The following is a 23,408-nucleotide window of genomic DNA, read 5'->3' on the forward strand; positions in this document are numbered from 1 at the left end:
GTTACTAAATCTGGGGGCAAAACGCCGTCACAATCCCTAGATATAGTATTTAGGGCGTCGTATAGTGAGTGAAGACACAGAAAGTTACATGCATGTGATTTCATCCATGTGATTTGTAGGATTCTGTATCGGTTCTTTTTAACAGCAGAGGAAGGTATGTGATGCAGGCTCAGGTTCTGGATGCGCCCACCAAGCCAACGACGGCGACAAAAACCGTGTTGGTGGAAAAGCGTGACGGGCGGGTTGTTGACTTCGACCCGGTGAACATCATTGCGGCGGTGAAATCGGCCTTTAAGGATCTCGACAAAGAGGTTGGTCCTGAAGAAGAGCAGATGATCCGTGATCTTGCCAATGGCATTGAAGGCGAAGTCAAGGAACGTTACAGCGGTCCCGCGAAGATCGAGGACATTCAGAATCTCGTCGAGCATGGTTTGGTTGAAAACCATTTGTATGACGTTGCCCGTAACTATACCAATTATCGTTTGAACAAGGATATTGACCGCGCCAAGGCCACTGATATCAATGCTGCCGTCGATCGCTTGGTCAACAAGGACGAAACGCTGGTGCGTGAGAACGCGAACAAGGATTCCAACGTCTACGCCACCCAGCGCGATCTGCTCGCCGGCGCCGTCTCCAAGGCCTCAGCGTTCTCGATGCTTCCCAAGCGCGTCGCCAACGCCCACATGAAGGGCGACATCCACTTCCACGACGCCGATTATTCGCCGTTCACCGCCGAGACCAACTGCAGCCTGCCGAATTTCGCCGACATGCTCCACAATGGTTTCGAGCTGGGCAACGCGATGATGGACACCCCGAAGTCCATCGGCACCGCCGCAACCCAGATCACCCAGATCATCAAGGATATCGCGGGCGACCAGTACGGCGGCCAGACCGTCAACCGCGCCGACGAGATGCTTGACGAATATGCCCGCAAGGATTACCAGAAGTTCCTCGACCAGGCCCACACCATGATTCCGGACTCCATGCCCGAGAATGTGGCGCAGGAGATCGTCGACGGACTCAAGGCCAACGAGCCCAAGACCCTGCACTTCGACGCCGACCGCAAGCCGATTCCGCAGGATACCCCGTTCCACGCCGATGCGCCGCGTATGGAGCAGATTCGCGAGATCTACGCCAAGATCATGACCCGCAAGGCCATCTACGACGCCATGCAGACCATGGAATACCAGATCAACTCCAACCGTGTCTCCAATGGTCAGACTCCGTTCGTCACTGTCGGCTTCGGCCTTGGAACTTCGTGGTTCTCCCGCGAAATCACCCGTTGCATCTTCCTGGTTCGCATCTTGGGACTCGGCCGCGACCACCACACCGCGATCTTCCCGAAGCTCACCTATGCCATCAAGCATGGCATCAATTCCGAGCCTGGCGACCCGAACTATGACTTGAAGCAGCTCGCGCTCGAGTGCTCCACCAAGCGTATGTACCCCGACATCCTCTTCTATGAGAACCTCGTCAAGATCACCGGCTCCTTCAAGGCGCCGATGGGCTGCCGTTCGTTCCTGCCCAACTGGACCAACCCGGATACCGGCAAGGACGAAGAGGAAGGCCGCCTGAACCTCGGCGTCGTCACCGTCAACATTCCACGTATCGCGCTGGAATCCCGTGGCGACAGGGATCGCTTCTGGAAGATCTTCGACGAACGCATGGATGTCGCCCACGAAGCGCTGCAGTTCCGTATCATGCGCTGCAAGCAGGCCAAGCCGATCAACGCACCCACGCTGTATCGCTACGGTGCCTTCGGCCGTTTGGCTGCCAACGACAACGTCGACCAGCTCTTCAACCGCGACCGCGCCACCGTTTCGCTCGGCTATATCGGCCTGTACGAAGCGACCAGCGTCTTCTACGGCAAGGATTGGATGACCGATCACAGCTGGGACCCGGAAGGCAAGGAATTCGCGCTTTCCATCGTCAAGAAGATGCACGATCTGTGCGCCAAGTGGGCCAAGGAAGAGGGTTATCACTATTCGCTTTATTCCACTCCTGCCGAGTCGCTGACCGACCGCTTCAACCGCATGGACCGCGAGAAGTTCGGCCGCGTGCCGGGAGTCACCGACCATGACTTCTACACCAACTCCTTCCACTATCCGGTCTGGCTCTCGCCGACCCCGATGGAGAAGCTCGACTACGAGAAGGACTTCCCGTATTACGCTTCCGGCGGGTTCATCAACTACTGCGAGTTCCCGACCCTGCAGACCAATCCGAAGGCGCTCGAGGCCGTGTGGGATTACGCCCACAACATCGGCATCGGTTACCTTGGCACCAACACCCCGATCGACCACTGCTATGTCTGCGGCTTCGAAGGCGACTTCGAGCCGACCGAAGAGGGCTTCAAGTGCCCCGAGTGCGGCAATTCCGACCCCGACAAGTGCAACGTCACCAAGCGCACCTGCGGCTACCTCGGCAACCCGGTGCAGCGCCCGATGGTGCACGGCCGTCACGAGGAGATCACCCATCGTGCCAAGCACATGAGCGGCGAGACCGGCCATGTCGTCCTTAAAGACGGCACCGAGCGTGAATGGTACGAAGAGGCCAAGTAGTTCGGTAGTTTTATAAGCATAAAAGTAAAGGCGGTTCATCGTTTGGTGTGCCGCCTTTGCTTTTGCCAAGTTTATCGTTTGTGGCAATATTCCAAAACGGTATTGTCATAATCCGCGTAAGTAATGAATGTTTTTCATGCGAGAGAGAAAACCATACCCTGGGTTTGGGGTGGATTGTTCTATTTGAAAGAGGAAAAGACAATGGGAAAGCTGGCAGGCGGCAAACTGCATGATTTCGCGGCGGACGAGCAGAACCGTGGTCCTTGGATCCCGACGGCTTATGCCAATAATCCCAAGGCGGGGCAGTGGACCAGCGGCAAGCTCAGCCACGATATGATCGCCGACTACAAGCCTCTGGTGATGACCGACGGCGAGGGGATCCGGTGTTCCCTCTACGTTGCCGGTTGCCCGTTCCACTGTGTCGAGTGCTTCAACGAATCGATTTGGGACTTTCAGGCCGGCCATCCCTATACACGGGGCCTTGAGGACAAGATTATCGATGATTTGTCGCAGGATGTTGTACAAGGCATTACATTTCTTGGTGGCGAACCGCTGCTTAATACCGGTATGCTGCTCAAACTTTCCAAACGTATCCGTGAGGAATTCGGCCATGATAAGGACATCTGGTGCTGGACTGGCTATACATGGGAAGAGTTGATGCGTCCAGGCGAAAGCGATGACAAACTGGAGCTGCTGCACTATGTCGACGTGCTCGTGGATGGCCGCTATATGAAGGACCATCACGATTCCCTGCTCCAGTTCCGTGGCTCCAGCAACCAGCGTATCCTGGACGTGCCAGCCTCGCTGCGTGTCCATGACGAGACCGGAACGGCGACTCCCGTCATCTGGCCGAAATTGCACGACCAGCACCGTTTCATCCCGGAGGTCTACGGCAAGGATCGCTCAGAGGGCGAAGGCGCCGCCAGTTGAGACGGTTTGGTTACTTCGTTTTCTTTGTGATGGCTCAGATTCCATGGCAGGTTTGATGACGTATCGGGTGAGATTGTGATGGTGTCCTTATAAGAAAATGCGACACTACGAAGCAGCATGATTCGTTCTATTTGTCAAGAGATGTAGGTCACACTGCTTGTCTCTTTCAGCTGAATCATTGAGTTGTATCTGCCCACTGGGAAGTGTCGCGACTAACCTTACTAAATATATGTGTGTAAACTCACAGCGTCAGATTACGCAAAACGCGGTGGGTTTACGGAAACGGTAAGGATTCAGGCATGGCTGACGTGATGGAAACCAAGACAACGGAGCATGAGGTTGCGCCCCTGCGGGTCGGGCTCGATATCGGTTCAACTACGGTCAAGGCCGTTGTGCTGGACAAAAGCAACGACTTGAACGATGTGTTGTTCGCGGATTACCGGCGTCACAATGCCAACGTGCGCGCCACGGTGGCAGGCTTGCTGCGCGACATCAAGAAACAGCTTGATCAAGAGGGTCGCGGCGCTCAGCCGATCAACCTTGCCATCACCGGTTCCGGCGGTCTGGGCCTGGCCGACGATATGAACGTTCCGTTCGTTCAGGAGGTCATCGCCGAGACCAAGGCGATCGACCAGGTCTATCCTGAAGCCGACGTCATCATCGAGCTCGGTGGCGAGGACGCGAAGATCACGTACCTGAAGCCGACGCCCGAACAGCGTATGAACGGCTCCTGCGCGGGCGGCACCGGCGCATTCATCGACCAGATGGCGACGCTGCTGGATACGGATGCCAGTGGCCTCAACGATATGGCCAAGGATTACAAGCTTCTTTACCCGATCGCCTCGCGTTGTGGTGTGTTCGCCAAATCCGATCTGCAGCCGCTGATCAACGACGGTGCCGACAAGCCTGATCTGGCCGCTTCCATCTTCTCGGCCGTCGCCACGCAGACCATCGCCGGCCTCGCTTCCGGTCGCCCGATTCATGGCAACGTCGTCTTCCTTGGCGGGCCGCTCTTCTTCCTTTCCGAGCTGCGTGAGGCCTTTGCCCGTGCGCTTGAGGGCAAGGTCGACAAGTTCATTATTCCCGAGAACGCCCACCTTTACGTGGCGTATGGTGCCGCGCTGATGTGCGGCGACGACAACGAGCTTGACGCCGGCCAGCATTTCGAATCCCGCACTTGTCAGGAGATCATCGACGACCTTGAAGCCCTCAAGAACAAGCCGGTCGACACCGCCACGATGCCGCCGCTTTTCCCGACGGAAGAGGACCGCCGCAAGTTCAACGAACGCCACGGCAAGGAACAGGTCAAGGTCGGCACGCTGAAAGGCGCGAAAGGACCACATTTCCTGGGTATCGACGCCGGCTCCACCACCATCAAGGCGACGCTGATCAACGACGACCGCGAGATCGTATGGTCGTCATACGGCACCAACGATGGCAGCCCGCTTGACGCGGCCGTCGAGATTGTACGCAAGATCGAAAACGCGCTTCCGGCCGAGGCTTGGATCGCCCGCAGCTGCGCCACTGGGTACGGCGAAGGCCTGATCACCACCGGCCTGCACCTGGACGAAGGTGTGGTGGAGACCATGGCGCACTATCGCGGTGCCGAAATGGTGAGCCCCGGCGTCACCGCCGTCATCGACATCGGCGGGCAGGACATGAAGTACCTGGCCATCGCCGACGGCGTCATCGATTCGATTTCCGTCAACGAGGCCTGCTCGTCGGGCTGCGGTTCGTTCCTGCAGACCTTCGCGTATTCCATGGGTCTGACCATCGAGGAATTCACGCAGGCCGCCCTCAATTCCGACCATCCGGTCGACCTGGGCTCGCGCTGCACCGTGTTCATGAACTCGTCGGTCAAGCAGGCGCAGAAGGAAGGCGCGAGCGTTGAGAACATCGCGGCCGGCCTCTGCTATTCCGTGGTGCGCAACGCGCTTTACAAGGTCATCAAGCTGCGCGATTCCGGCCAGCTTGGCGATACCATCGAGGTGCAGGGTGGCACGTTCCTCAACGATGCTGTATTACGTGCTTTCGAGCTCTTGACCGGCAAAGAGGTCACCCGGCCGAATATCGCCGGCCTGATGGGTGCGTTCGGTGCGGCGCTGACCGCACGTATGCACTATGAGGACGCCCACGATACCGATGAGACGGCCGAGCATACCAAATCCGCTATCGTCGAAGGTGATGAACTTGACCATCTTTCGATGACCTCCGAGCGCGACGTCTGCAAGCGGTGCCAGAACCGTTGCAAGCTCACCATCACGACGTTCCAGGACGGCTCGCGCTACGTCACCGGCAACCGCTGCGAACGCGGCGCCGACGCCAAGGCGGAACGCAGCGACCGCCCGAACCTTTACGATTACAAGTACAAGCGCGTCTTTGCCTACCGTCGCCTGACCGACAAGAAGGCCTACCGCGGCGAAATCGGCATTCCGCGCGTGCTCAACATGTACGAGAACTATCCGTTCTGGTTCACCCTGCTTACCAACCTCGGCTTCAAGGTGCGGCTTTCCGGCCGATCCAGCCATGAACTTTTCCAATCCGGCATCGAATCCATCGCCTCGGAAAACATCTGCTACCCGGCGAAGATGGTGCATGGCCACATCAAGTGGCTGCTCGACCGCGGCGTCAAGACCATCTTCTATCCCTGCGTTTCCTATGAGGAAAACCTGGTCGAAGGCAACACCGACAACCATTACAATTGCCCGATCGTCGCGAATTATCCGGTCGTGATCGAAGCCAATATGGCCGAGCTGCGTGAACCCGGCATCCACTACATGCGTCCCTACTTCAACCTTGCCAACCATGAGCTGATGGTCGACCGCATCGTCGAGGAATTCGCCTGGACCAACGTCACGCGCGAAGAGGCCGAGAAGGCGGTCAAGGCCGCGTACGCCGAAGACAAGATCTTCAAGCATGACGTGCAGCAGGAAGGCCTGCGCGCGCTCGCCTATATGAAGGAACACAATTGCCGCGGCATCGTGCTCGCCGGCCGTCCCTACCATATCGACCCCGAAATCAACCACGGCATTCCCGAGACCATCTGCTCGCTCGGGATGGCGGTGCTTTCCGAGGATTCCATCTGCGAGCTGCAGCCGGGCGAAAACCTGCACTTAAGCGAATACCTCAGCAAGGGCGAGAAGGATCCGAAGGCGAAAAACGAAGGCGGGTTCCGCGAGGTGGGCGACCGCAAGGTCACCAAGATGCCTCTGCGCGTGGCCAATCAGTGGGCTTACCATTCCAGACTTTATGCGGCGGCGAATTTCGTTGCGTCCTACCCGGGGCTCGAGCTCGTGCAGCTCAATTCCTTCGGATGCGGCATCGACGCCATCACCACCGACCAGGTCAGCGAAATTCTCGCCGACAAGGCCGACGTCTACACATTGCTCAAGATCGATGAGGTCAGCAACCTCGGTGCGGCGAAGATTCGTCTGCGCTCGCTCAAGGCGGCCGTCGAGGAGCGCGAGGCCAACAAGGCGAAGCTGAAGAAGGCTGCGGATAAGGCCGAGATTGAAACGAAGCCCGCTGGCGGTGCTACCAATGCTTCCAATGAAGAAGGTGTTATGGAATCTGCGCAAACTACCGCCGAAGAAGCGGCCAGGAAGGTGGCCGAAGCAAAGGCTCGTGAGGAAGCCGAGGCCAAGCGCCAAACCGAATTGAAGGATGCCGAAAGCAAGCTCGAAGAGGCCAAGGCGCAATTGGCTGCGGCTCAGGCCGCTGTCGACGCCGCCGAAAACAAGGCTAAAACCGCCAAACAGCATGTTGAAGCTGTAGCAGCTGTAGATTCTGCCGACACGACCGAGACCTCTGAGGTCCCTGCCGACAAGCAGGGCGAGTTCCGCAAAACAGGCTCCGAGGCACCGACCCCGGGTCGTCAAGTGCTGCTCGACAGTGTGATGAAGTCGAATCCGAAGCTCACCGAGTCGATGAAGGAAGCTTCGCGCCGTGCCAACGGCGAGGCTCGGGGAGAAGCCGGCAAGAGCAAGGCCGGTGCCGCAACCGGCGGTACGGCGTCTGTGAAACCGGCCGCAGGCAGGAAGACCAAGAAGCGCAGCAAAGGTACCCTTTCCGCCTACGCCCACAAAGTGCGTTTCCAGAAGGACATGCGCCGAGACTACACCATCGTCGCCCCGCAGATGAGCCCGGTGCACATGAGCCTGGTCGAGGCCGTGATCCGTTCCGGCGGCTACAAGTTCGACGTGCTGAAGATGGCCGACCAGCAGGACGTGGAGACCGGCCTCAAATACGTCAACAACGACGCCTGCTACCCGGCCATCATGGTGGTGGGCCAGCTGGTCGATTCGATCATCAAGGGCAAGTACGACCCCGACAAGGTCTGCCTTGCCATCACGCAGACCGGCGGCATGTGCCGTGCGACCAACTACTACGGCCTGATTCGCAAGGCGCTGGTCGACGCGGGTTATCCGCAGGTGCCGGTCATCGCGCTTTCCACGCAAGGCATCGAGGACAACCCCGGTTTCACCGCGACCCCGACCCTGCTCTGGCGCGCAATCAAGGCGTTGGTCATCGGCGATCTCTTGATGAAATGCCATTACCGCGTGCGTCCGTACGAAAAGGTCAAGGGCAGCGCCAACGGGCTCTATCAGATGTGGGACAAGATCGTGCGCGAGACCATCGAGCACCATGGCCATTCCGCGACCGCCAAGAAGAAGATTGGCAAGGGCTATCTGCCGTATCAGACGCTTTTGAAGGAGATCGTCAAGAGCTTTGACGCCCTGCCGCTGCGCAACATTCCGCGCAAGCCGCGCGTTGGCGTGGTCGGCGAGATTTTGGTGAAGTATCATCCCGACGCCAACAACCATTTGGTCGACGTCATCGAATCGCAGGATTGCGAGGCCGTGGTGCCCGGCATCATGGAGTTCATGACCACCGGTCCGTACATCACGGATTGGAAGGAAAGGAACCTCGGCATGGGCGGCAACCAGAAGGCGTATGCCGTGATGCGTTGGGGGCTTGATCGGATCATGAACCCGGTGCGTCGCGCCATCGATACCGCGCACGGCAAGTTCAGCCAGGACACCCCGATGCCGGAACTGGTTCAGCTCGCCTCCACCGTCACCTCCATCGGCGTGCAGGCCGGCGAAGGCTGGCTCTTGACCGGTGAAATTCTGGAGCTCATCAAGTCCGGCTGCCCGAACGTCGTGTGCGCCCAGCCGTTCGCCTGCCTGCCCAACCACGTCACCGGACGTGGTATGTTCGGCAAGATCCGCAGGCTGCACCCCGAGGCCAACATCGTTTCCATCGACTACGATCCCGGCGCTTCCGCCGCCAACCAGCTGAACCGCATCAAGCTGATGATCGCTGCCGCCAAGAAGGCCGATCAGAAGCTGGCCAAGGCTGACTGAGCCTGAGAGCCGCAGCTGATTTCAATCACATGGCAGGATAAAAGTCGGGCGATACCTCATTTCCAAGGTATCGCCCGACTTTGTTTTATCGCAAGTTTTGTTACTGCGTTTACCACTCGGCACGCCAATACTGCGGGGCGCAGGGAATGTCCTCGCGTGGCACGCCGAGACGGGCGGCGGCCATCGCTGGCCAGTGCGGGTTACGCATGGCGGCGCGGCCGATCGAAACGGCATCGACCTGATGGGTGCGCAGCATCGTTTCGGCCTGTTCCGGGCTGGAAATTCCACCCACCACGCTGACAATCGCGTCGGTATCGGCCAAAGCTTCTTTCATTTGGGCACCGAGAATGGCGTGGAAGCCGGGGCCGGAAGGTTGCAGCGGGGTATTGACCAGCCCGCCGGAAGAGACGTCGACCCAGTTCACTCCGTGGTTCACGACCAGATCGTGCATCAAACGTGAGGTGATATCGATATCAAGCCCGCCTTTGACCCAATCGGTGGCGGAGATGCGGATGCCGAGCGGCTTGGAATCCGGCCAAACAGCACGAACGGCGTCGACGACCTCGCGGGTCAGCCGAAAACGGTTTTCTTCACTGCCGCCGTATTCGTCGGTGCGCGTGTTGGTCAGCGGGGAGAGCGATTGGTGAAGCAGATAGCCATGTGCGCCATGAAGCTGGATGGCATCGTAACCTGCGGCATCGGCCCGTCGCGCAGCGGCAGCAAAGTTCGAAACGATCTGTTCGATGCCGGCTTTGTCGAGTTTCGTCGTCGGCCGGTAGCCTTTGGCGATGGATTGGTCGGTCATCCCGACCGTCTGCCACCCGCCGTCTTCGAGAGGTGCCGAGCCGCCATGGTAACCAGGCAGCCAAGGCTTGCCCGAAGCGCGACCGCCCGCGTGATTGAGCTGCACCGCCGCTGCGGCACCTTGCGAATGAATGAACGAAACCAGATGCCGGTGCGCCGCTTCCTGTTCGTCGCGATACATGCCCAAATCGCGTGGCGAAATCCGCCCGACCGGTGATACCCCGGTCGACTCGACGGTAAGCATCCCGAACCCGCCGGCCGCGATGGCCCCGTAATGTTGCAAGTGCCAGTCTGTGGCCACCCCGTCCTGCCGGTCGACGGCATACTGGCACATGGGGGAGAGAATGGTGCGGTTACGCAGCGTGAGTCCAGTCCCGTCGGGTGTGGGAACGGTCAACGGCGAAAACAACGTGCTGCGATTGTCCGTGGTCATGGTTGGCTCCTTTGGTCAACGATTCAGATATTCCCATTCTAAGCGGTCGAGATCTTACGGCAATTTCGCTTTCGCGCCGTTTGTGTCATCGTCATCGGGTTATTGCAATTGGTTCGCTGTCATCGAATCACTATAATCGGCTTGTTTCCATCAGGTTGATGCCATCCGTTTGTGGTTATCGTGTCGCTGGGATCTTAAGCGCGCCACATTTACGGTTGAGTGATTGCTTGCGTTGATTATTCGGAAGATGTAAGCGACAATGCGAGGCTCGTCCAATACCTAATGGCGGGCCTCGCACATTGTCGATTCGTCAGTCGTCTGCAAACGGAACAACACAAGCTGAGCCGCGTGCGAAAAACAATGTGCAACCCGCGTAATTACTCGATAAACCGGTTGCAAACGAATACGATGATAGTCATGAACACTACTCCACGGGTGAGTTACGCGCATGTCGGCGCGAAAGTGAACAGCAAGCATGTGGACAGTCTGCTGCGCTTCTTTGAATCCGGCGCCAAGCCGGAACGTGACGATGGCTACGGCGTCGAGATTGAGCATCTTCCCGTACGAAACGGCAGCGATCGGGCGGTCAGTTACGCCGAAACCGACGGTATCGAAACGCTTTTACAACGGCTTCGGCCATACTATGACCCCGATAAGGAGTTCGTGGAGGATGGCCATTTGCTCGGCCTTGCCCGCAAAGGCATCAGCCTGTCCCTGGAGCCGGGCGGCCAGCTCGAGACATCCATCGGCGTGCTGCACGCCCCGCAGGAATTGCTTGACATCTATGCAACGTTTCGCAGCGAAGTCAATCCCATCCTCGACGACTTGGGATTCCGCCTGATCAATTACGGTTACCAGCCGATCACCGGTTTTGTGGATGTTCCGCTCAATCCCAAGCGTCGGTATGCCGCGATGAACGAGTATCTTGGCCACGTCGGTTCCTACGGCCTGTGCATGATGCGCTGTTCCGCTTCTACGCAGGTGAGCATCGATTACAGCGACGAGGCGGATGCCGTCGCCAAAATGCGCATAGGCACCGCTCTGGGGCCGATCATTTCCATGTTCTTCCGTAATTCCCCGTATTTCGAAGGCGCGCCGAATCCATTCCCGCTGCTGCGGCAGCGTATGTGGGACAAGGCCGACCCGCAGCGCACCGGCATCACGCCAGGGCTTTTCGATCCCCGGTTCGGCTGGGAGGATTACGCCCGCGACGTGCTGGCCACACCGATGATGTTCGCCGACCTGACGCATACGCCCGAGGCCGCCGGATTAAGCGAAGATGAGCAGGAATTCGTCGCATTCCGTCGCAACGCAGCCGATATCTACCCGGATCGTGAGCTCAATACCTACGAAATCAGCCATATCCTTTCGACGCATTTCAACGATGTGCGCTTGAAGAATTTTGTGGAGCTGCGTCACTGGGATTCGTTGCCCATCGAACGTGCGGAATTACTGACGCAAACCGTGAAGAACGTCTTTTACGATGATGCCAATTTCGCGCAGTGGAAGACGTTTGTCGAGGGAATTTCGATTGTCGATGTTGAGCTGGCGAAGGATGATCTGCAGACTCGCGGTATAGAAGCACAACCATTCGGGAAGCCTATGGATAAATGGCGGGACGCGCTCGGCTTGGAGGATACGCAGGCCGATATTCCTGGTGATCCGGTACATCCGGAAGTGTTTCAAAAGTAAGGCTCACATTTTTTCGGCGGTTATAAAAAATGTGAGCCCGGCCTTTCTACCGATACCCCTGCCACAATGGCATCGGCATCAATTCTGCCTCGCACTCGGCCCACATCTCATTGAGATCGCGTTCCGGTGCGCGCAGCCAGCGCAGCTGAATGCCGTCCATCATGCTGTATCCGGCTTGCACCAGGTTCTTGATATTGATGCCTTGTGGCACAACCCATTTGGTCTGAAGCGTGACATCGATGACGTGCTGGTCCCGATTTTTGAAATAATTGTGTGCAGGGTGCTTGGGGTCTATTGATTCGGCGTCGAGCGTCGAGAACATGTGCACCTGTTCCGGTCGTTTGGCATTGACGGCAACCACCCCACGCCACATGTCGGCGATGAGCGGGCGTTCGTCATTAACGAAACCTTCGACAATGGTGTCGGTCGCATCGTCGTAGACCTCGTTGAGCACAATGTCAAGCAGTCCCTCTTTGCTGCCGACGTGGTGCAGTACCCCGGCCTTGGTTAGCCCCACGCTATTGGCGATCTTCTGCAATGACGTTCCGTAGTACCCGAGTTCCCCAAAAGAAATAACCGCGGCGTTAAGTATGGCAGCGCGACTGTCGACACTTTTGTCATGCTTTTTTGCATGGGGAAGATGCAACATAATGGTAAGGACCTCTTTTGTTATATAACACCATTAATTATTCTATATATGCTCGACTGTTGACACTGTCAGGTGCCGTACGTAGTGATATCGAATTTGGGTAACGGGCCTTATAAAAAATGCCGTGTCCGACGCGAAGTGGGACACGGCATTTTTATGGATTGTCGACTTTTACTTGACCTTGCGGATCATCATGATGAAGATCGTGCCCACAAGCAGGAAGACGATGGCGACAGGGAACACGCCTTGATAGCCACCGGTGATGCCGATGAACAAGGTGGTGAACGCCGGGGCGAGAGCCTGGCCGATGGTGTTGGCGAGGTTCAGGATGCCGAGGTCCTTGCCGGCCTCCTGCGGGTTGGGCAGGACGTCAACATTCAGGGCCTGGTCGACGGACATGTAGCAGCCATTGCCGAGACCAGCAAACGTTGCGTAGATGTAGATACCGGTGGTGGTGGGCATGAGCCATGCGACCAACATGCCGAGCGCGATAATCACGCAGGCGATGGCCACGATGAACTTACGGCGATGCAGATAGTCGGAAAGCGGGCCGGAAACCATGGAAGCAAGAATTGTGGAGACCAGCGTAATGATCGACATGACCTGCATGGCGGTGCCTGCGGCCTTTACGTCAAGGTGAATGTAGCGCTCGAGGATCAGGAGCTGATAGCCGGAGATCATCCAAGTGCCGATCACGAAGGTGAGACGGCCGAACAGTGCCAGATAGAAGTCGCGGCAGTTCTTGGTCGGAGGAATGAAGGAACGCAGGATATCTCCGACGGAGGTCGCCTTGGTGTTGTTCTCTGCGGACTTCTCACGAGGCCAGATGATGACGGTGAGCAGACCGGAGAAGAGGAAGACGCAGGTGCCGATGGTCAGACCGGTGTTGAGCTTCGTCAGGAAGAAGCTTCCGACGAAGTTGCCCAGCTGCATGCCGGCGATCTGGCCGGCTCCGTACAGAGCGGAGAAAGTGCCGCGCACGTCCTCAGGAATACGGTCGGAAAGAACGGCGACCGCCGGGGCGATCAGGCAGTTGATGCCGATCTGGACGATGCACCAGCCGACGACCATCCAGACCAGTGAAGTGGAGTGAGCGGTCAGGAAGTAACCTGCAGCGCCGATGACGCCGCCGGCGACGATCCAAGGGGTGCGCTTGCCGATTTTGAATTTGGAGATATCAGAGAAGGTACCGAAAACGATGTTCGCAACCAACGCGAAAATCGCGCTGACGGCGTTCATGGTGCCGAGCGCACCTTCAGCGGAAATACCCTTGATACCTGAGAAAACCTGCGGCAGCAGCACGCCGGAACCCATGCTGAAGGGAATGCCCCACATCAGTGAGACTACGAGGAAACCGAGAGCGAAGCGGAACTTGTGCTCCAGCGGTTTTTGAGTGTCGGGCGCCAGATTAGGTGGTGTCACAAATATTGCTGATTGTGTTTCTGCAGCCATGCATTTCCTCCTTGATTTCACGGTAACAACAGAGTTACCGTCCGGTCGGAAGTATTGTATCAGACTGGTATTCGACAGGAAATAATTTTTTGGGACGATGACATGGCTTAATGCCCGCATAACTTGAAAATCAATAAAAATTGATATTTGAGATTGGCAAAAATATTCTCGGAGCTGAAAATACGCATCCGACAATGAAATCGGAAATGGCGAATTACGAACCGTGAACAGGAGTTTCAGGCGGGTATATATTGTAGCCGGTTCGTAATAGCGTTAAATATAGTCTGTCGGCTTCAGCAGTCCCTCGTTTTGCGGTTGTGCACTGTCTTCCACGTGCGGAAAACCTGAACGTAAAACGGGACGAAAGTCATGGGGGAGAAGCGGCGGTTCGAGGCAAAGCAAGAAAAGAGGGATGGATGAGCAAGGCACTTGATGCTCCCCAAAGTACACAGGTGATCGCAACGGATCGGGAACACCCCAAGCACCTGATACGCACGCTGCTGCACAGCCTGCGTGAATACAAGCGTGAGAGTCTGCTGGCTCCGGCGTTCGTGATGGTCGAGAGCGTCCTTGAGATTTTGATTCCCACCGTCATGGCCCAACTGATCGACCAAGGCGTCTCCGGCGGCTCGATGCCGGCCATCTGGAAATTCGGCCTCATCCTTCTGGGTTGTGCCATCGTTTCGCTGTTCGCTGGATTCATGTCCGGACGGTACGCGGCCATCGGTTCGTCCGGTTTCGCCAAGAACCTGCGTCACGATCTGTTCGAGAAGGTGCAGTCCTTCAGCTTCACCAACATCGATCGCTTCTCGACCGGTTCGATCATCACCCGACTGACCACCGATGTGACCAACATCCAGTTCGCCTTCCAGATGATCATCCGTGTGGCCGTCCGCGCCCCGATGATGGTCATCGTCGCTTGGATCTTCTCGTTCAGGATCAGCCATTCGATTTCAATGGTCTTCCTTGTCATCATTCCGATTCTGGGCTTGGCGCTTACAGGTCTGGCGCTTTCGGTGCACCCGATTTTCGAGAAGGTGTTCCATACATACGACCACTTGAACAACATTGTCGACGAAAATCTGCAGGGTATCCGCGTAGTCAAGTCCTACGACCGCGAGGAGCATGAGGATCACAAGTTCGGCCGCGTCTCCAAGCGTATCTACGAACTTTACTGCAAGGCCGAGCACGTCATGGCCTTCAACTGGCCGATTCTGAACACCTGCATCTACGGCGCGATGCTCATCATCTCTTGGATGGGTACCAAGCAGATCGTCGCCGCGCACAACAACCCCATGCTGGGCCTCACGACCGGAGATTTGACGGCTCTGGTCACCTACGCCATGCAGATATTGATGTCGCTGAATATGGTCTCGATGATCGTTGTCATGGTCGTCATCTCCCGTGCGGACGCCGAACGTATCTGCCAGGTCTTGAATGAAGTGAGCACCGTGCGCGACAACAGCCACCCGATTACCAAGGTGCCCAACGGCTCCATCAAATTCAACGACGTTACCTTCCGTTACTCCGAAGGCTCGGAACGACCGGTGCTTGAAGACATCAACCTAGATATCACGGCCGGCAAGACCGTCGGCATCGTCGGCGGCACCGGTTCATCCAAATCCAGTCTGGTGCAACTCATTCCGCGGCTGTACGACGTGTCGTCCGGTTCGCTCGAAGTCGGCGGGCACGACGTACGCGACTACGACCTGGTCACGTTGCGCGACGCCGTCGCCATGGTGCTGCAGAAGAACGTGCTTTTCACCGGCACCATCGCCGAAAACATCCGTTGGGGCAATCCCGATGCCACCGATGAGGACGTGGTGCGTGTCTGCAAGCTCGCCCAGGCCGATGGATTCATCCGCGAATTCCCCAAGGGCTACGACACGTATATCGAAGAAGGCGGTTCCAACGTTTCCGGCGGGCAGCGACAGCGCTTGTGCATCGCCCGTGCGCTGTTGAAGAAACCGCAGATTCTCATCCTTGACGATTCCACCAGCGCCGTCGATACCAAGACGGACAAGTTGATTCGCAATGCCTTCGCCACCGAAATTCCCGACACCACGAAGATCATCATCGCCCAACGTCTCGCTTCGGTGCAGGAATCCGACGAGATCATCGTGATGGAAGAAGGTCGTATTTTGGACCATGGCACGCATGACGAGTTACTGAAAACGTGCGAGGAATACCGTTCGATTTACGAGTCCCAGACGAAGAACCAGGGTAAGGGGGATGATGACGATGAGTGAAACGACTATGACTACGAAAAACAGCAGCGAGCAGGACATAACGGGTAACGACGGCAAGAGCCAGTCCAAGGGTGCGATGAGAAAAAACAAGGCTGGCAAGTCCGGCATGCCAGCGGTGCAGAAGGCTCCGAAAGGCACCACCAAGCGGCTGCTCGGCTATATTTTCCACTACCGTTGGCAATGTGTGGTCGTTATCATCGGCATTCTGATATGCGCCTGCACCCAGTCGCTGCCCTCGTTCGTGCTGCAGCCGCTGATCGACAACTGCATCATGCCCTTCATCCACGCGCAAACCCCGGATTGGGGACCGCTGATTCATATGACCATCATCGTCGGCTCGATTTACGCGCTGGGTATGGTCTGCTCCTTCATCTGGAACTATATGGTCGTCGGGATCGAGCAAGGCGTCCTGAAAACGGTTCGTGACCAGATGTTCGAACACCAGCAGAAGCTGCCGATCCGCTACTTCGACACCCATGAGCATGGCGACATGATGAGCCGCTACACCAACGACACCGATACTTTGCGTCAGATGGTCTCGCAGGCCATGCCGCAGCTGCTGATTTCCGGGGCGTCCGTTCTTGCCGCGTTGCTCGCGATGCTCTGGCTTTCCGTGCCGTTCACGATTTTCACCGTCGTTTTCATCGTCCTGATGATGCTTCTGGTGCGGGTGATCGTCAGCCGTTCCGGACGCTACTTCATGCGCCAGCAGGAGAACATCGGCGACGTCAACGCGTTCGTCGAGGAAGCCGTCAACGGCCAGAAGGTCATCAAGGTCTTCAACCACGAGAACGCCACGCAGAGCGTTTTCGATCAGAAGAACGAGCAGCTTTTCGAAGCCTCCTCCAAGGCCAACATCTACGCGAACATCACCATGCCGGTGATCGGCAACATGGGCAACGTGCTGTATGTGTTGTTGGCCATCGTCGGCGGCGTCGCGGGCATCAACGGCTGGTTCAACTTCGGCATCTCCGGTTCCGGCACGCTGACGTTGGGTATGATCGTTTCGTTCCTCACGCTTTCCAAGGCCCTGATCAACCCGATCAGCCAGATCTCCTCGCAGATCAACATGATCATGATGGCGCTCGCCGGTGCCGCGCGTATCTTCAATCTGATCGACGAACCGGTGGAATCCGACAACGGCACCGTGCGTCTGGTCAGCGTCAAGCTCGGCTCAGACGGCCGCACGATGACCGAGACTGACCACGAGACCGATCACTGGGCTTGGAAGCGCGCCGCGGACGATGACGGTACACGTTCCCTGGAAGCCGCCAAGAAACTCAAGGGTTCGGCCCGTGAAGTGGCAATGAAGGCGCACGAAAAGGCGATTACCTCGCCGGACGGACGTTTGACGCTGCTGCGTGGCGATGTGCGATTTACCAACGTTTCCTTCGGGTACAATCCTGACAAGACGGTATTGCATGACATTACGTGGTTCGCCAAGCCGGGGCAGAAGATGGCCCTTGTTGGCGCTACGGGCGCGGGCAAGACCACTATCACCAACCTCATCAACCGGTTCTACGACGTGCAGGAAGGCCAGATCCTCTACGACGGCATCGATGTGAAGAACATCAAGAAGGCCGATTTGCGCCGTTCGCTCGGTATCGTTTTGCAGGACGTCAACCTCTTTACCGGTACAGTGCTCGACAACATTCGTTACGGCAAGCTCGACGCCACTGATGCCGAATGCATCGACGCCGCCAAGCGCACCAACGCCGACGGCTTCATCCGCATGCTTCCGCAAGGCTACAATACCGTGCTGCAGGGCGACGGTTCCGGGCTTTCGCAGGGCCAGCGACAGCTGATTTCCATCGCGCGCGCCGCCGTGGCCGATCCGCCTGCCATGATTCTGGACGAAGCGACCAGCTCCATCGACACCCGCACCGAGGAAGTCGTGGAACAGGGAATGGACGCGCTGATGAATGGCCGCACCGTTTTCGTCATCGCCCACAGGCTCTCAACCGTGCGCAACTCTGACATCATCATGGTGCTCGATCATGGCCGCATCATCGAACGCGGCACCCATGACGAACTTATTGCCCAGCACGGCGAGTACTACCAGCTCTACACCGGCAAGCTTGAGCTGGAGTAAAGCGGTTTTACGATTTCACCAGCCGGCTAATTTCGGTTGTTTCGCAGATGGATGTTGTTACTGTAGAAAGACAATTTCGGAAGCGGAATGTGAGGGGATATGGTCGGCAATATCGCGGTGATTCTGGTGGCGCTTGTGGTGAGCGTTGCCATCATCTGGTACTTTTTCGCACCCAGAAAAGCCGCGCAAGCCAGCCGAGACGGTGCCTTGCAAACTGCGCATATCGTCGTCAAAGGCGGCTATACGCCTGCCGAAATCGATGTGGAAGCCGGTTCGCCCGTGCGGTTGCAGTTCGACAGGCAAGAGGATGGCGAGTGCTCGTCCCACGTCGTTTTCAGCGACCTCGGCATCGACCAGACCCTGCCTCCTTTCAAGACCACAAACGTTGAATTCACGCCGCAAAAGCCCGGTGATCTGCCGTATGCCTGCGGCATGAACATGCTGCATGGTGTCGTGCATGTGCTGCCGAAGGGCGGGAAGAACAGGTCATGAGTCAAATCAGCAAGCCAGCGGCAACACGACCTTCTGCAAACAATGGTCTGGCTCAGGAAGGTGATCCGGACGCCGTGCGCAAGGCCGAGATCAAAGCGCTCAATCGCCGGCTTATCGTCGCCGCGGTCCTGACGATTCCCGTGTTCGTTTTCGCCATGTTCGGCATGTGGTTGAAGGCGTTCATCCCCATGGGTATCGTCGATTTCTTCACCAATCCGTGGGTCGAATTCGTCTTCATCACGCCTGTCATGTTTTATTCGGGCTGGCCGATCCACCGCACCGGCTGGCTGGCGCTGATCCATCGCGCCCCGGAAATGAACTCGCTGGTGGCGCTGGGAACCGCCGCATCTTATACGTATAGCGTCGTGGTCACTGTTATGCCGGGGATTTTGCCGCCGAGCGCACGTGATCCGTATTACGAATCCGTTGGCACCATCATCACGCTGATGCTTCTGGGCCAGCTGCTCGAAGCCCATGCACGTCTCGGCACCGGTGAATCGATCCGTGCGCTGGTCAACTTGACGCCGAAAACCGCGCACGTCATCCGTGATGGCAAGGAACTCGACATCAACGCCGACCAGGTAGAAGTGGGTGATATCGTCGTCATCAAGCCGGGGGAGCAGCTTCCGGTCGACGGCAAGGTCATTTCCGGCCAGACCTCCATCGACGAATCCATGATCACCGGCGAATCCATTCCGGTTTCCAAAGGAGTTGGCGATACAGTGACCGGCGCGACCATCAATGGCAACGGGACTTTGAGCTACCGCGCCACCAAGGTCGGGCGAGACACGGTGCTGGCTCAGATCATCAAGCTCGTGCGCACTGCCCAGACCTCGAAGGCCCCGATCCAGAAGCTTGCCGACAAGATTTCCGGCTATTTCGTGCCTGGTGTTATCTTGATCGCCATCTGGACGTTCGTCATTTGGTGGGTGTTCGGACCTGCGCCGCAAGGACTTTACGGGCTGGTGTCGGCCGTGGCCGTGCTGGTCATTGCCTGCCCGTGCGCGCTTGGCATCGCCACCCCGCTTTCGGTCACCATTTCCACCGGCAAGGCCGCGCGCTACGGCGTGCTCATCTGGTCCGCCGAGGCCCTGCAGACCGCACGTGACGTCGATACCGTCGTGCTCGACAAAACCGGTACCATTACCCGCGGCAATCCCGAGCTCACCGACATAGGCTGGGTTGGTGAAGCTGTGGACGGGAATAGGCAAAATGGGAGGATCGGGCAGACGCAAACGCAAAGCGAAAACAGGCGAGAAAAGGTGGAGGACCAGACGCAGACGCGACGCTCAGACCTTCTTTCCCTGATTGCCGGAGCCGAACAGGTCTCCGAGCATCCGCTTGCGCAGGCCATCGTCAAAGGCGTTCAACAGCGCAAACTGGAAGTGCCGAAGGCCGATTCGTTCGAAGCTGTGCCGGGCAGTGGGGTAGTGGCGAAAGTCAATGGCCGCGATGTCATCGTCGGCAATGCTGAATTGATGACAAGCCGCCATATTGTTGTGTCTGGTTCGCAAAACCAGCAGCAAGGCGAGGCTGGTTCGTCGGCGTTGAACGATATTGATGCTGTGAAGCCTGTCTCTGCTGAAACGAACCAAGGCAATGCAGCTGCGTCGATTGCCGGCCATGATATTGCCAAGGCAGATTCGACCGACGGCCAGACCATACAATCTCGTTCCGATTCGGATATTGATGATGAACATTCGGCATCACAACCATCCAATGCAAAAGAACTGTTCGCAGACTATGCCCAAAAAGGCAAGACCCCGATTCTGGCGGCTGTGGACGACAAATTGGTCGCGGTACTTGCGGTGGCGGACACCGTCAAGCCGGACTCGGCCAAAGCCATTGCTGCGCTGCGGGAACGCGGGCTGCAGGTGGTCATGCTTACCGGTGACAACAAGACGACCGCCTCGGCCATGGCCAACGAAGTGGGCGTGGACCGCGTCATCGCGGGTGTCCGACCGGAACGCAAGGCCGAGGAAATCGTGCGATTGCAAAACGAAGGCCACATGGTCGGCATGGTCGGTGACGGCATCAACGATGCCCCGGCACTCGCGGCCGCCGACGTCGGCTTCGCCATCGGCACCGGCACCGACGTGGCCATCGAGTCCTCGGACATCACGTTGGTGTCCGGCAGCCTCACCGGCCTGGTGACGGCCATCGACCTGTCGCGTGCGGCCATGCGCAACATCAAGCAGAATCTCGGCTTCGCCTTCGGCTACAACGGCATTGGTATCCCAATCGCTGCCGGGATCCTCTACCCGTTCTGGCACATCATGCTGAACCCGATGATCGCCGGCGCCGCGATGGCGTTTTCCTCGCTTTCCGTGGTGTTGAACGCGAACCGTCTGCGTTCGTTCAATCCCGAGACCATCAAACCGCGTCACTTCACGTTCAAGCTCCGCGAGCGTCACGTCGAGCTCAGAGACACTTCGAAAGATGGCGAAGTCTCGAGAGCGGAATCTGCGCAAAAAACTGTTGACGCGTCTTCGGATGCGTCGCGCAACAAGAACAATCAACCCGCGAAAGCGAAAGAAGGAACCACTATGGATATGAACATGAACGGCAAAGCCACCACCGTCAAGGACCCGGTCTGCGGCATGACGATCGACCCGAAGTCGGCCGCCGGCAGCCAGGAATACAACGGCAAGACCTACTACTTCTGCAGCAGCAACTGCGCCAAGAGTTTCGCTGCCGATCCTGCCAAGTACGCCGACTGACGACGAGATAATCTTTAGGAAATTTCAAGAATGTGGTCATTTTTGATAATGGACCATATGGCCGCACTCGCACTAACCCACAGTTACCAAAAGAAACCATGGGAATACGTACGGTATCTTTTGGTAATCGTGGGTTAATGTGAGCCGACTTCTCAATACCAGCCGGAAAATTGATAAACCTGGACTCGTAATCCCTGTAAATTTAAAGTGAGACAAAACTTTATTAAAGTGTCGCAAAAGACGATAGAAGCGTGTACACTGTAAACCGTGATTCGATGAAGGCCGTGTCTTTTGTCTTTCGTAGGTCATGATGGATGTCCGGTTTTACTGGAGAATCGGATATCCGCTTGTTGTGTGGTGAAGCGTCGTCGCTTGTTCTTTCTTCCCAATTCTTTTGGCCCGCTTCACCATGCCCGCATATACTCGCTCCATGTTTTGGTGGTTCTGTGCCGTTTGTAGCTTAGCGGCGTAAAAAATTGGTGAATCTCGGCAATCCCCGTTCGACGAGGCTGACACATTCGCCGGTGAGTAAAGCTGAGAAAATAGTGCCTTCACGTACGCCAATGAGCCGGTGTGTGCAAACGAGCGCAAGCAGGGCCGCTGCCAGTACCATCGTGCTATCGGCGATGATTTTCATGGTTCCGAATTTTTTGTGGAAACGTTGCGCCATTGCAAAAGCGATTCCTTCGCCCGGCATCATCAACAGGTTCGAATTGACCTCGCAGTAAACGCCGATGGCGAGGATTGGTATGCTTACCAGGCTCAGCCCGAGCTGCGAGATGTAGGAATGCAGATGGATGAAGCCAAGGAGGGAAACGAAGACATCGATGATGGCTCCGAACAATAGTGATGGTAAAGGTTGAATGATGTTACGCCAGCCAAATCCATGACGAAGTACAATCCACTCGAGAAAGACGATAACGAGCATGAAAAGGACGGTCGCCTCGCCAATGGTCAAGGGTGAAATAATGCTGACCACATTGGGGACGCTTGAAATGGGCGAGGTCCCGATGAGGGCTGTTTTTGCCAAGGCGACGGCAAGTCCCATCACTGCGATACCGAACGACAACGTGATGACACGTTTGATCAGATTTCCTGCGGAAATGTGCGGATGACCGATAATGTTTTCGTTTCTCGAAGCGTTGTGCTCTGTAATTTGGCTTCGCGTGTTTGCGTGGCCTGTTTCACGGCTTGTATGGATCCGCTTTTCTTCCTTATGTTGATGTTTGTTGTCTTTTCCCGTTAAATTGAACGTATACAGCCCCTTCTATTGCTGGTTTGGTTCTCTGAAAATCGTCAGGCCGGCATTGACTATTGATAGCCGACCCGTAAATTTATAAGAATTTTGAAGATTCGCTATTTGGCGGTGATGATGTGTAGGTCTGGCCGAATTGCAGCGGTTTCAAAATTGCTTGTTTTCTGTCCTATTTGTTCGGTTTCAGCAAAGCCTGATAGATGTCGTACAGGGCGTCTGCAAATCGCTCGGCGTTAAAGTCCGGCATGGTGGCAAATAGGTCCTGCCATTCTTTGTCCATGATGGTGGTGAGGCGTTCGGCCATTTGCTCGCCGGAGCGCGTGAGTGATATGGTTTTTGTCCGTTTGTCGGTTTGCGACGTCTCTCTGACTACTAGGTTTTGAGCTGCCAAGACGGTAAGGTCTTTGGCAAGTAAGCTCGGATCGATGCCCATTTGTATGGCGATGGTCGATTGCTGGAGGTGTGGGTTTTCGTGAATGAACATCAACAGGTCACTTTGCGTGGCGCGCAGGTTCAGGGAATCCAGCTGGTGGTTGATATTGCTTTTGGTCTTGCGGTAAATGCCGGCGATGTATTTGCTGAGGTAATGGTAATGCTTCAATATTTTTCCTCGTGAAATTTAGTGGACAAGTCCAGAGTAACCACATTCATGGACTTGTCCACTAAATTTGGTCACAAGCCCAGACCGTGCGGTAATCTTCGTGTGCTGATGTGGA

13 protein-coding genes are annotated in these 23,408 nt (G+C 56.7%); 8 read left to right on the forward strand and 5 right to left on the reverse strand.

From position 1 onward, the window contains the following. Positions 1-161: 161 nt before the first annotated feature. The 3 genes from nrdD to PT275_RS00450 all read left to right on the forward strand — a co-directional run bounded on the left by nrdD (position 162) and on the right by PT275_RS00450 (position 8,854). A complete protein-coding gene (gene nrdD, locus PT275_RS00440) occupies positions 162-2,558 on the forward strand; it encodes an anaerobic ribonucleoside-triphosphate reductase (RefSeq protein ID WP_277153591.1) in 2,397 nt (798 codons plus the stop codon). Between the two features lie 210 nt (positions 2,559-2,768). Further along, positions 2,769-3,488, forward strand: a complete 720-nt coding sequence (gene nrdG / locus PT275_RS00445; protein ID WP_277153592.1) for an anaerobic ribonucleoside-triphosphate reductase activating protein — start codon at positions 2,769-2,771, stop codon at positions 3,486-3,488. Positions 3,489-3,787: 299 nt separating this feature from the next. Beyond that, positions 3,788-8,854, forward strand: a complete 5,067-nt coding sequence (locus PT275_RS00450) for an acyl-CoA dehydratase activase-related protein (protein ID WP_277151285.1) — start codon at positions 3,788-3,790, stop codon at positions 8,852-8,854. Positions 8,855-8,963: 109 nt separating this feature from the next. Here the strand turns inward: PT275_RS00450 and PT275_RS00455 are convergent, their stop codons facing one another. After that, positions 8,964-10,091, reverse strand: coding sequence for an NADH:flavin oxidoreductase/NADH oxidase (locus PT275_RS00455; RefSeq protein WP_277151287.1), 1,128 nt, complete (start codon positions 10,089-10,091; stop codon positions 8,964-8,966). 417 nt (positions 10,092-10,508) lie between these two features. Between PT275_RS00455 and PT275_RS00460 the strand changes: the two genes are divergently transcribed. Beyond that, positions 10,509-11,783 (forward strand): glutamate-cysteine ligase family protein, encoded by a 1,275-nt coding sequence (locus PT275_RS00460; RefSeq protein WP_277153593.1) that lies wholly within the window; start codon positions 10,509-10,511, stop codon positions 11,781-11,783. 46 nt (positions 11,784-11,829) lie between these two features. On the opposite strand, the gene PT275_RS00465 is transcribed toward PT275_RS00460, so the two are convergent. Continuing rightward, positions 11,830-12,432: a helix-turn-helix domain-containing protein gene (locus tag PT275_RS00465; RefSeq protein WP_277151289.1), complete on the reverse strand. Its 603-nt coding sequence runs from the start codon at positions 12,430-12,432 to the stop codon at positions 11,830-11,832. Positions 12,433-12,603: 171 nt separating this feature from the next. Continuing rightward, complete coding sequence (locus PT275_RS00470) at positions 12,604-13,884, reverse strand: MFS transporter (RefSeq protein ID WP_277151291.1); 1,281 nt, start codon at positions 13,882-13,884, stop codon at positions 12,604-12,606. A 416-nt stretch (positions 13,885-14,300) separates the two neighbouring features. On the opposite strand from PT275_RS00470, the gene PT275_RS00475 reads away from it, so the two are divergent. The 4 genes from PT275_RS00475 (at position 14,301) to PT275_RS00490 (ending at position 21,437) form a co-directional block, all read left to right on the forward strand. Then, positions 14,301-16,133, forward strand: coding sequence for an ABC transporter ATP-binding protein (locus PT275_RS00475; protein WP_277151294.1), 1,833 nt, complete (start codon positions 14,301-14,303; stop codon positions 16,131-16,133). A gap of 76 nt (positions 16,134-16,209) precedes the next feature. Then, positions 16,210-18,225: an ABC transporter ATP-binding protein gene (locus tag PT275_RS00480; protein ID WP_277153594.1), complete on the forward strand. Its 2,016-nt coding sequence runs from the start codon at positions 16,210-16,212 to the stop codon at positions 18,223-18,225. A 99-nt stretch (positions 18,226-18,324) separates the two neighbouring features. Then, entirely contained in the window at positions 18,325-18,717 is a 393-nt protein-coding gene (locus tag PT275_RS00485) for a cupredoxin domain-containing protein (RefSeq protein WP_277151296.1), read from the forward strand. Beyond that, positions 18,714-21,437, forward strand: coding sequence for a heavy metal translocating P-type ATPase (locus PT275_RS00490; RefSeq protein ID WP_277151299.1), 2,724 nt, complete (start codon positions 18,714-18,716; stop codon positions 21,435-21,437). The genes PT275_RS00485 and PT275_RS00490 overlap by 4 nt, the downstream gene beginning before the upstream one ends. 460 nt (positions 21,438-21,897) lie before the next feature. Here the strand turns inward: PT275_RS00490 and PT275_RS00495 are convergent, their stop codons facing one another. Continuing rightward, entirely contained in the window at positions 21,898-22,698 is an 801-nt protein-coding gene (locus PT275_RS00495) for a DUF6198 family protein (RefSeq protein WP_348519511.1), read from the reverse strand. 163 nt (positions 22,699-22,861) lie between these two features. Next, positions 22,862-23,293, reverse strand: coding sequence for a MarR family transcriptional regulator (locus tag PT275_RS00500; protein ID WP_277151301.1), 432 nt, complete (start codon positions 23,291-23,293; stop codon positions 22,862-22,864). Positions 23,294-23,408: the final 115 nt, after the last annotated feature.

This window comes from Bifidobacterium sp. ESL0745 (genome assembly GCF_029433335.1).
Taxonomy (GTDB): Bacteria; Actinomycetota; Actinomycetes; order Actinomycetales; family Bifidobacteriaceae; genus Bifidobacterium.

Coding starts and splice junctions, on each gene's coding strand:
- nrdD (WP_277153591.1), top strand. CDS start 162: ATGCAGGCTCAGGTTCTGGATGCGCCCACCAAGCCAACGACGGCGACA.
- PT275_RS00450 (WP_277151285.1), top strand. CDS start 3,788: ATGGCTGACGTGATGGAAACCAAGACAACGGAGCATGAGGTTGCGCCC.
- PT275_RS00455 (WP_277151287.1), bottom strand. CDS start 10,091: ATGACCACGGACAATCGCAGCACGTTGTTTTCGCCGTTGACCGTTCCC.
- PT275_RS00460 (WP_277153593.1), top strand. CDS start 10,509: ATGAACACTACTCCACGGGTGAGTTACGCGCATGTCGGCGCGAAAGTG.
- PT275_RS00465 (WP_277151289.1), bottom strand. CDS start 12,432: ATGTTGCATCTTCCCCATGCAAAAAAGCATGACAAAAGTGTCGACAGT.
- PT275_RS00470 (WP_277151291.1), bottom strand. CDS start 13,884: ATGGCTGCAGAAACACAATCAGCAATATTTGTGACACCACCTAATCTG.
- PT275_RS00475 (WP_277151294.1), top strand. CDS start 14,301: ATGAGCAAGGCACTTGATGCTCCCCAAAGTACACAGGTGATCGCAACG.
- PT275_RS00480 (WP_277153594.1), top strand. CDS start 16,210: ATGAGAAAAAACAAGGCTGGCAAGTCCGGCATGCCAGCGGTGCAGAAG.
- PT275_RS00485 (WP_277151296.1), top strand. CDS start 18,325: ATGGTCGGCAATATCGCGGTGATTCTGGTGGCGCTTGTGGTGAGCGTT.
- PT275_RS00490 (WP_277151299.1), top strand. CDS start 18,714: ATGAGTCAAATCAGCAAGCCAGCGGCAACACGACCTTCTGCAAACAAT.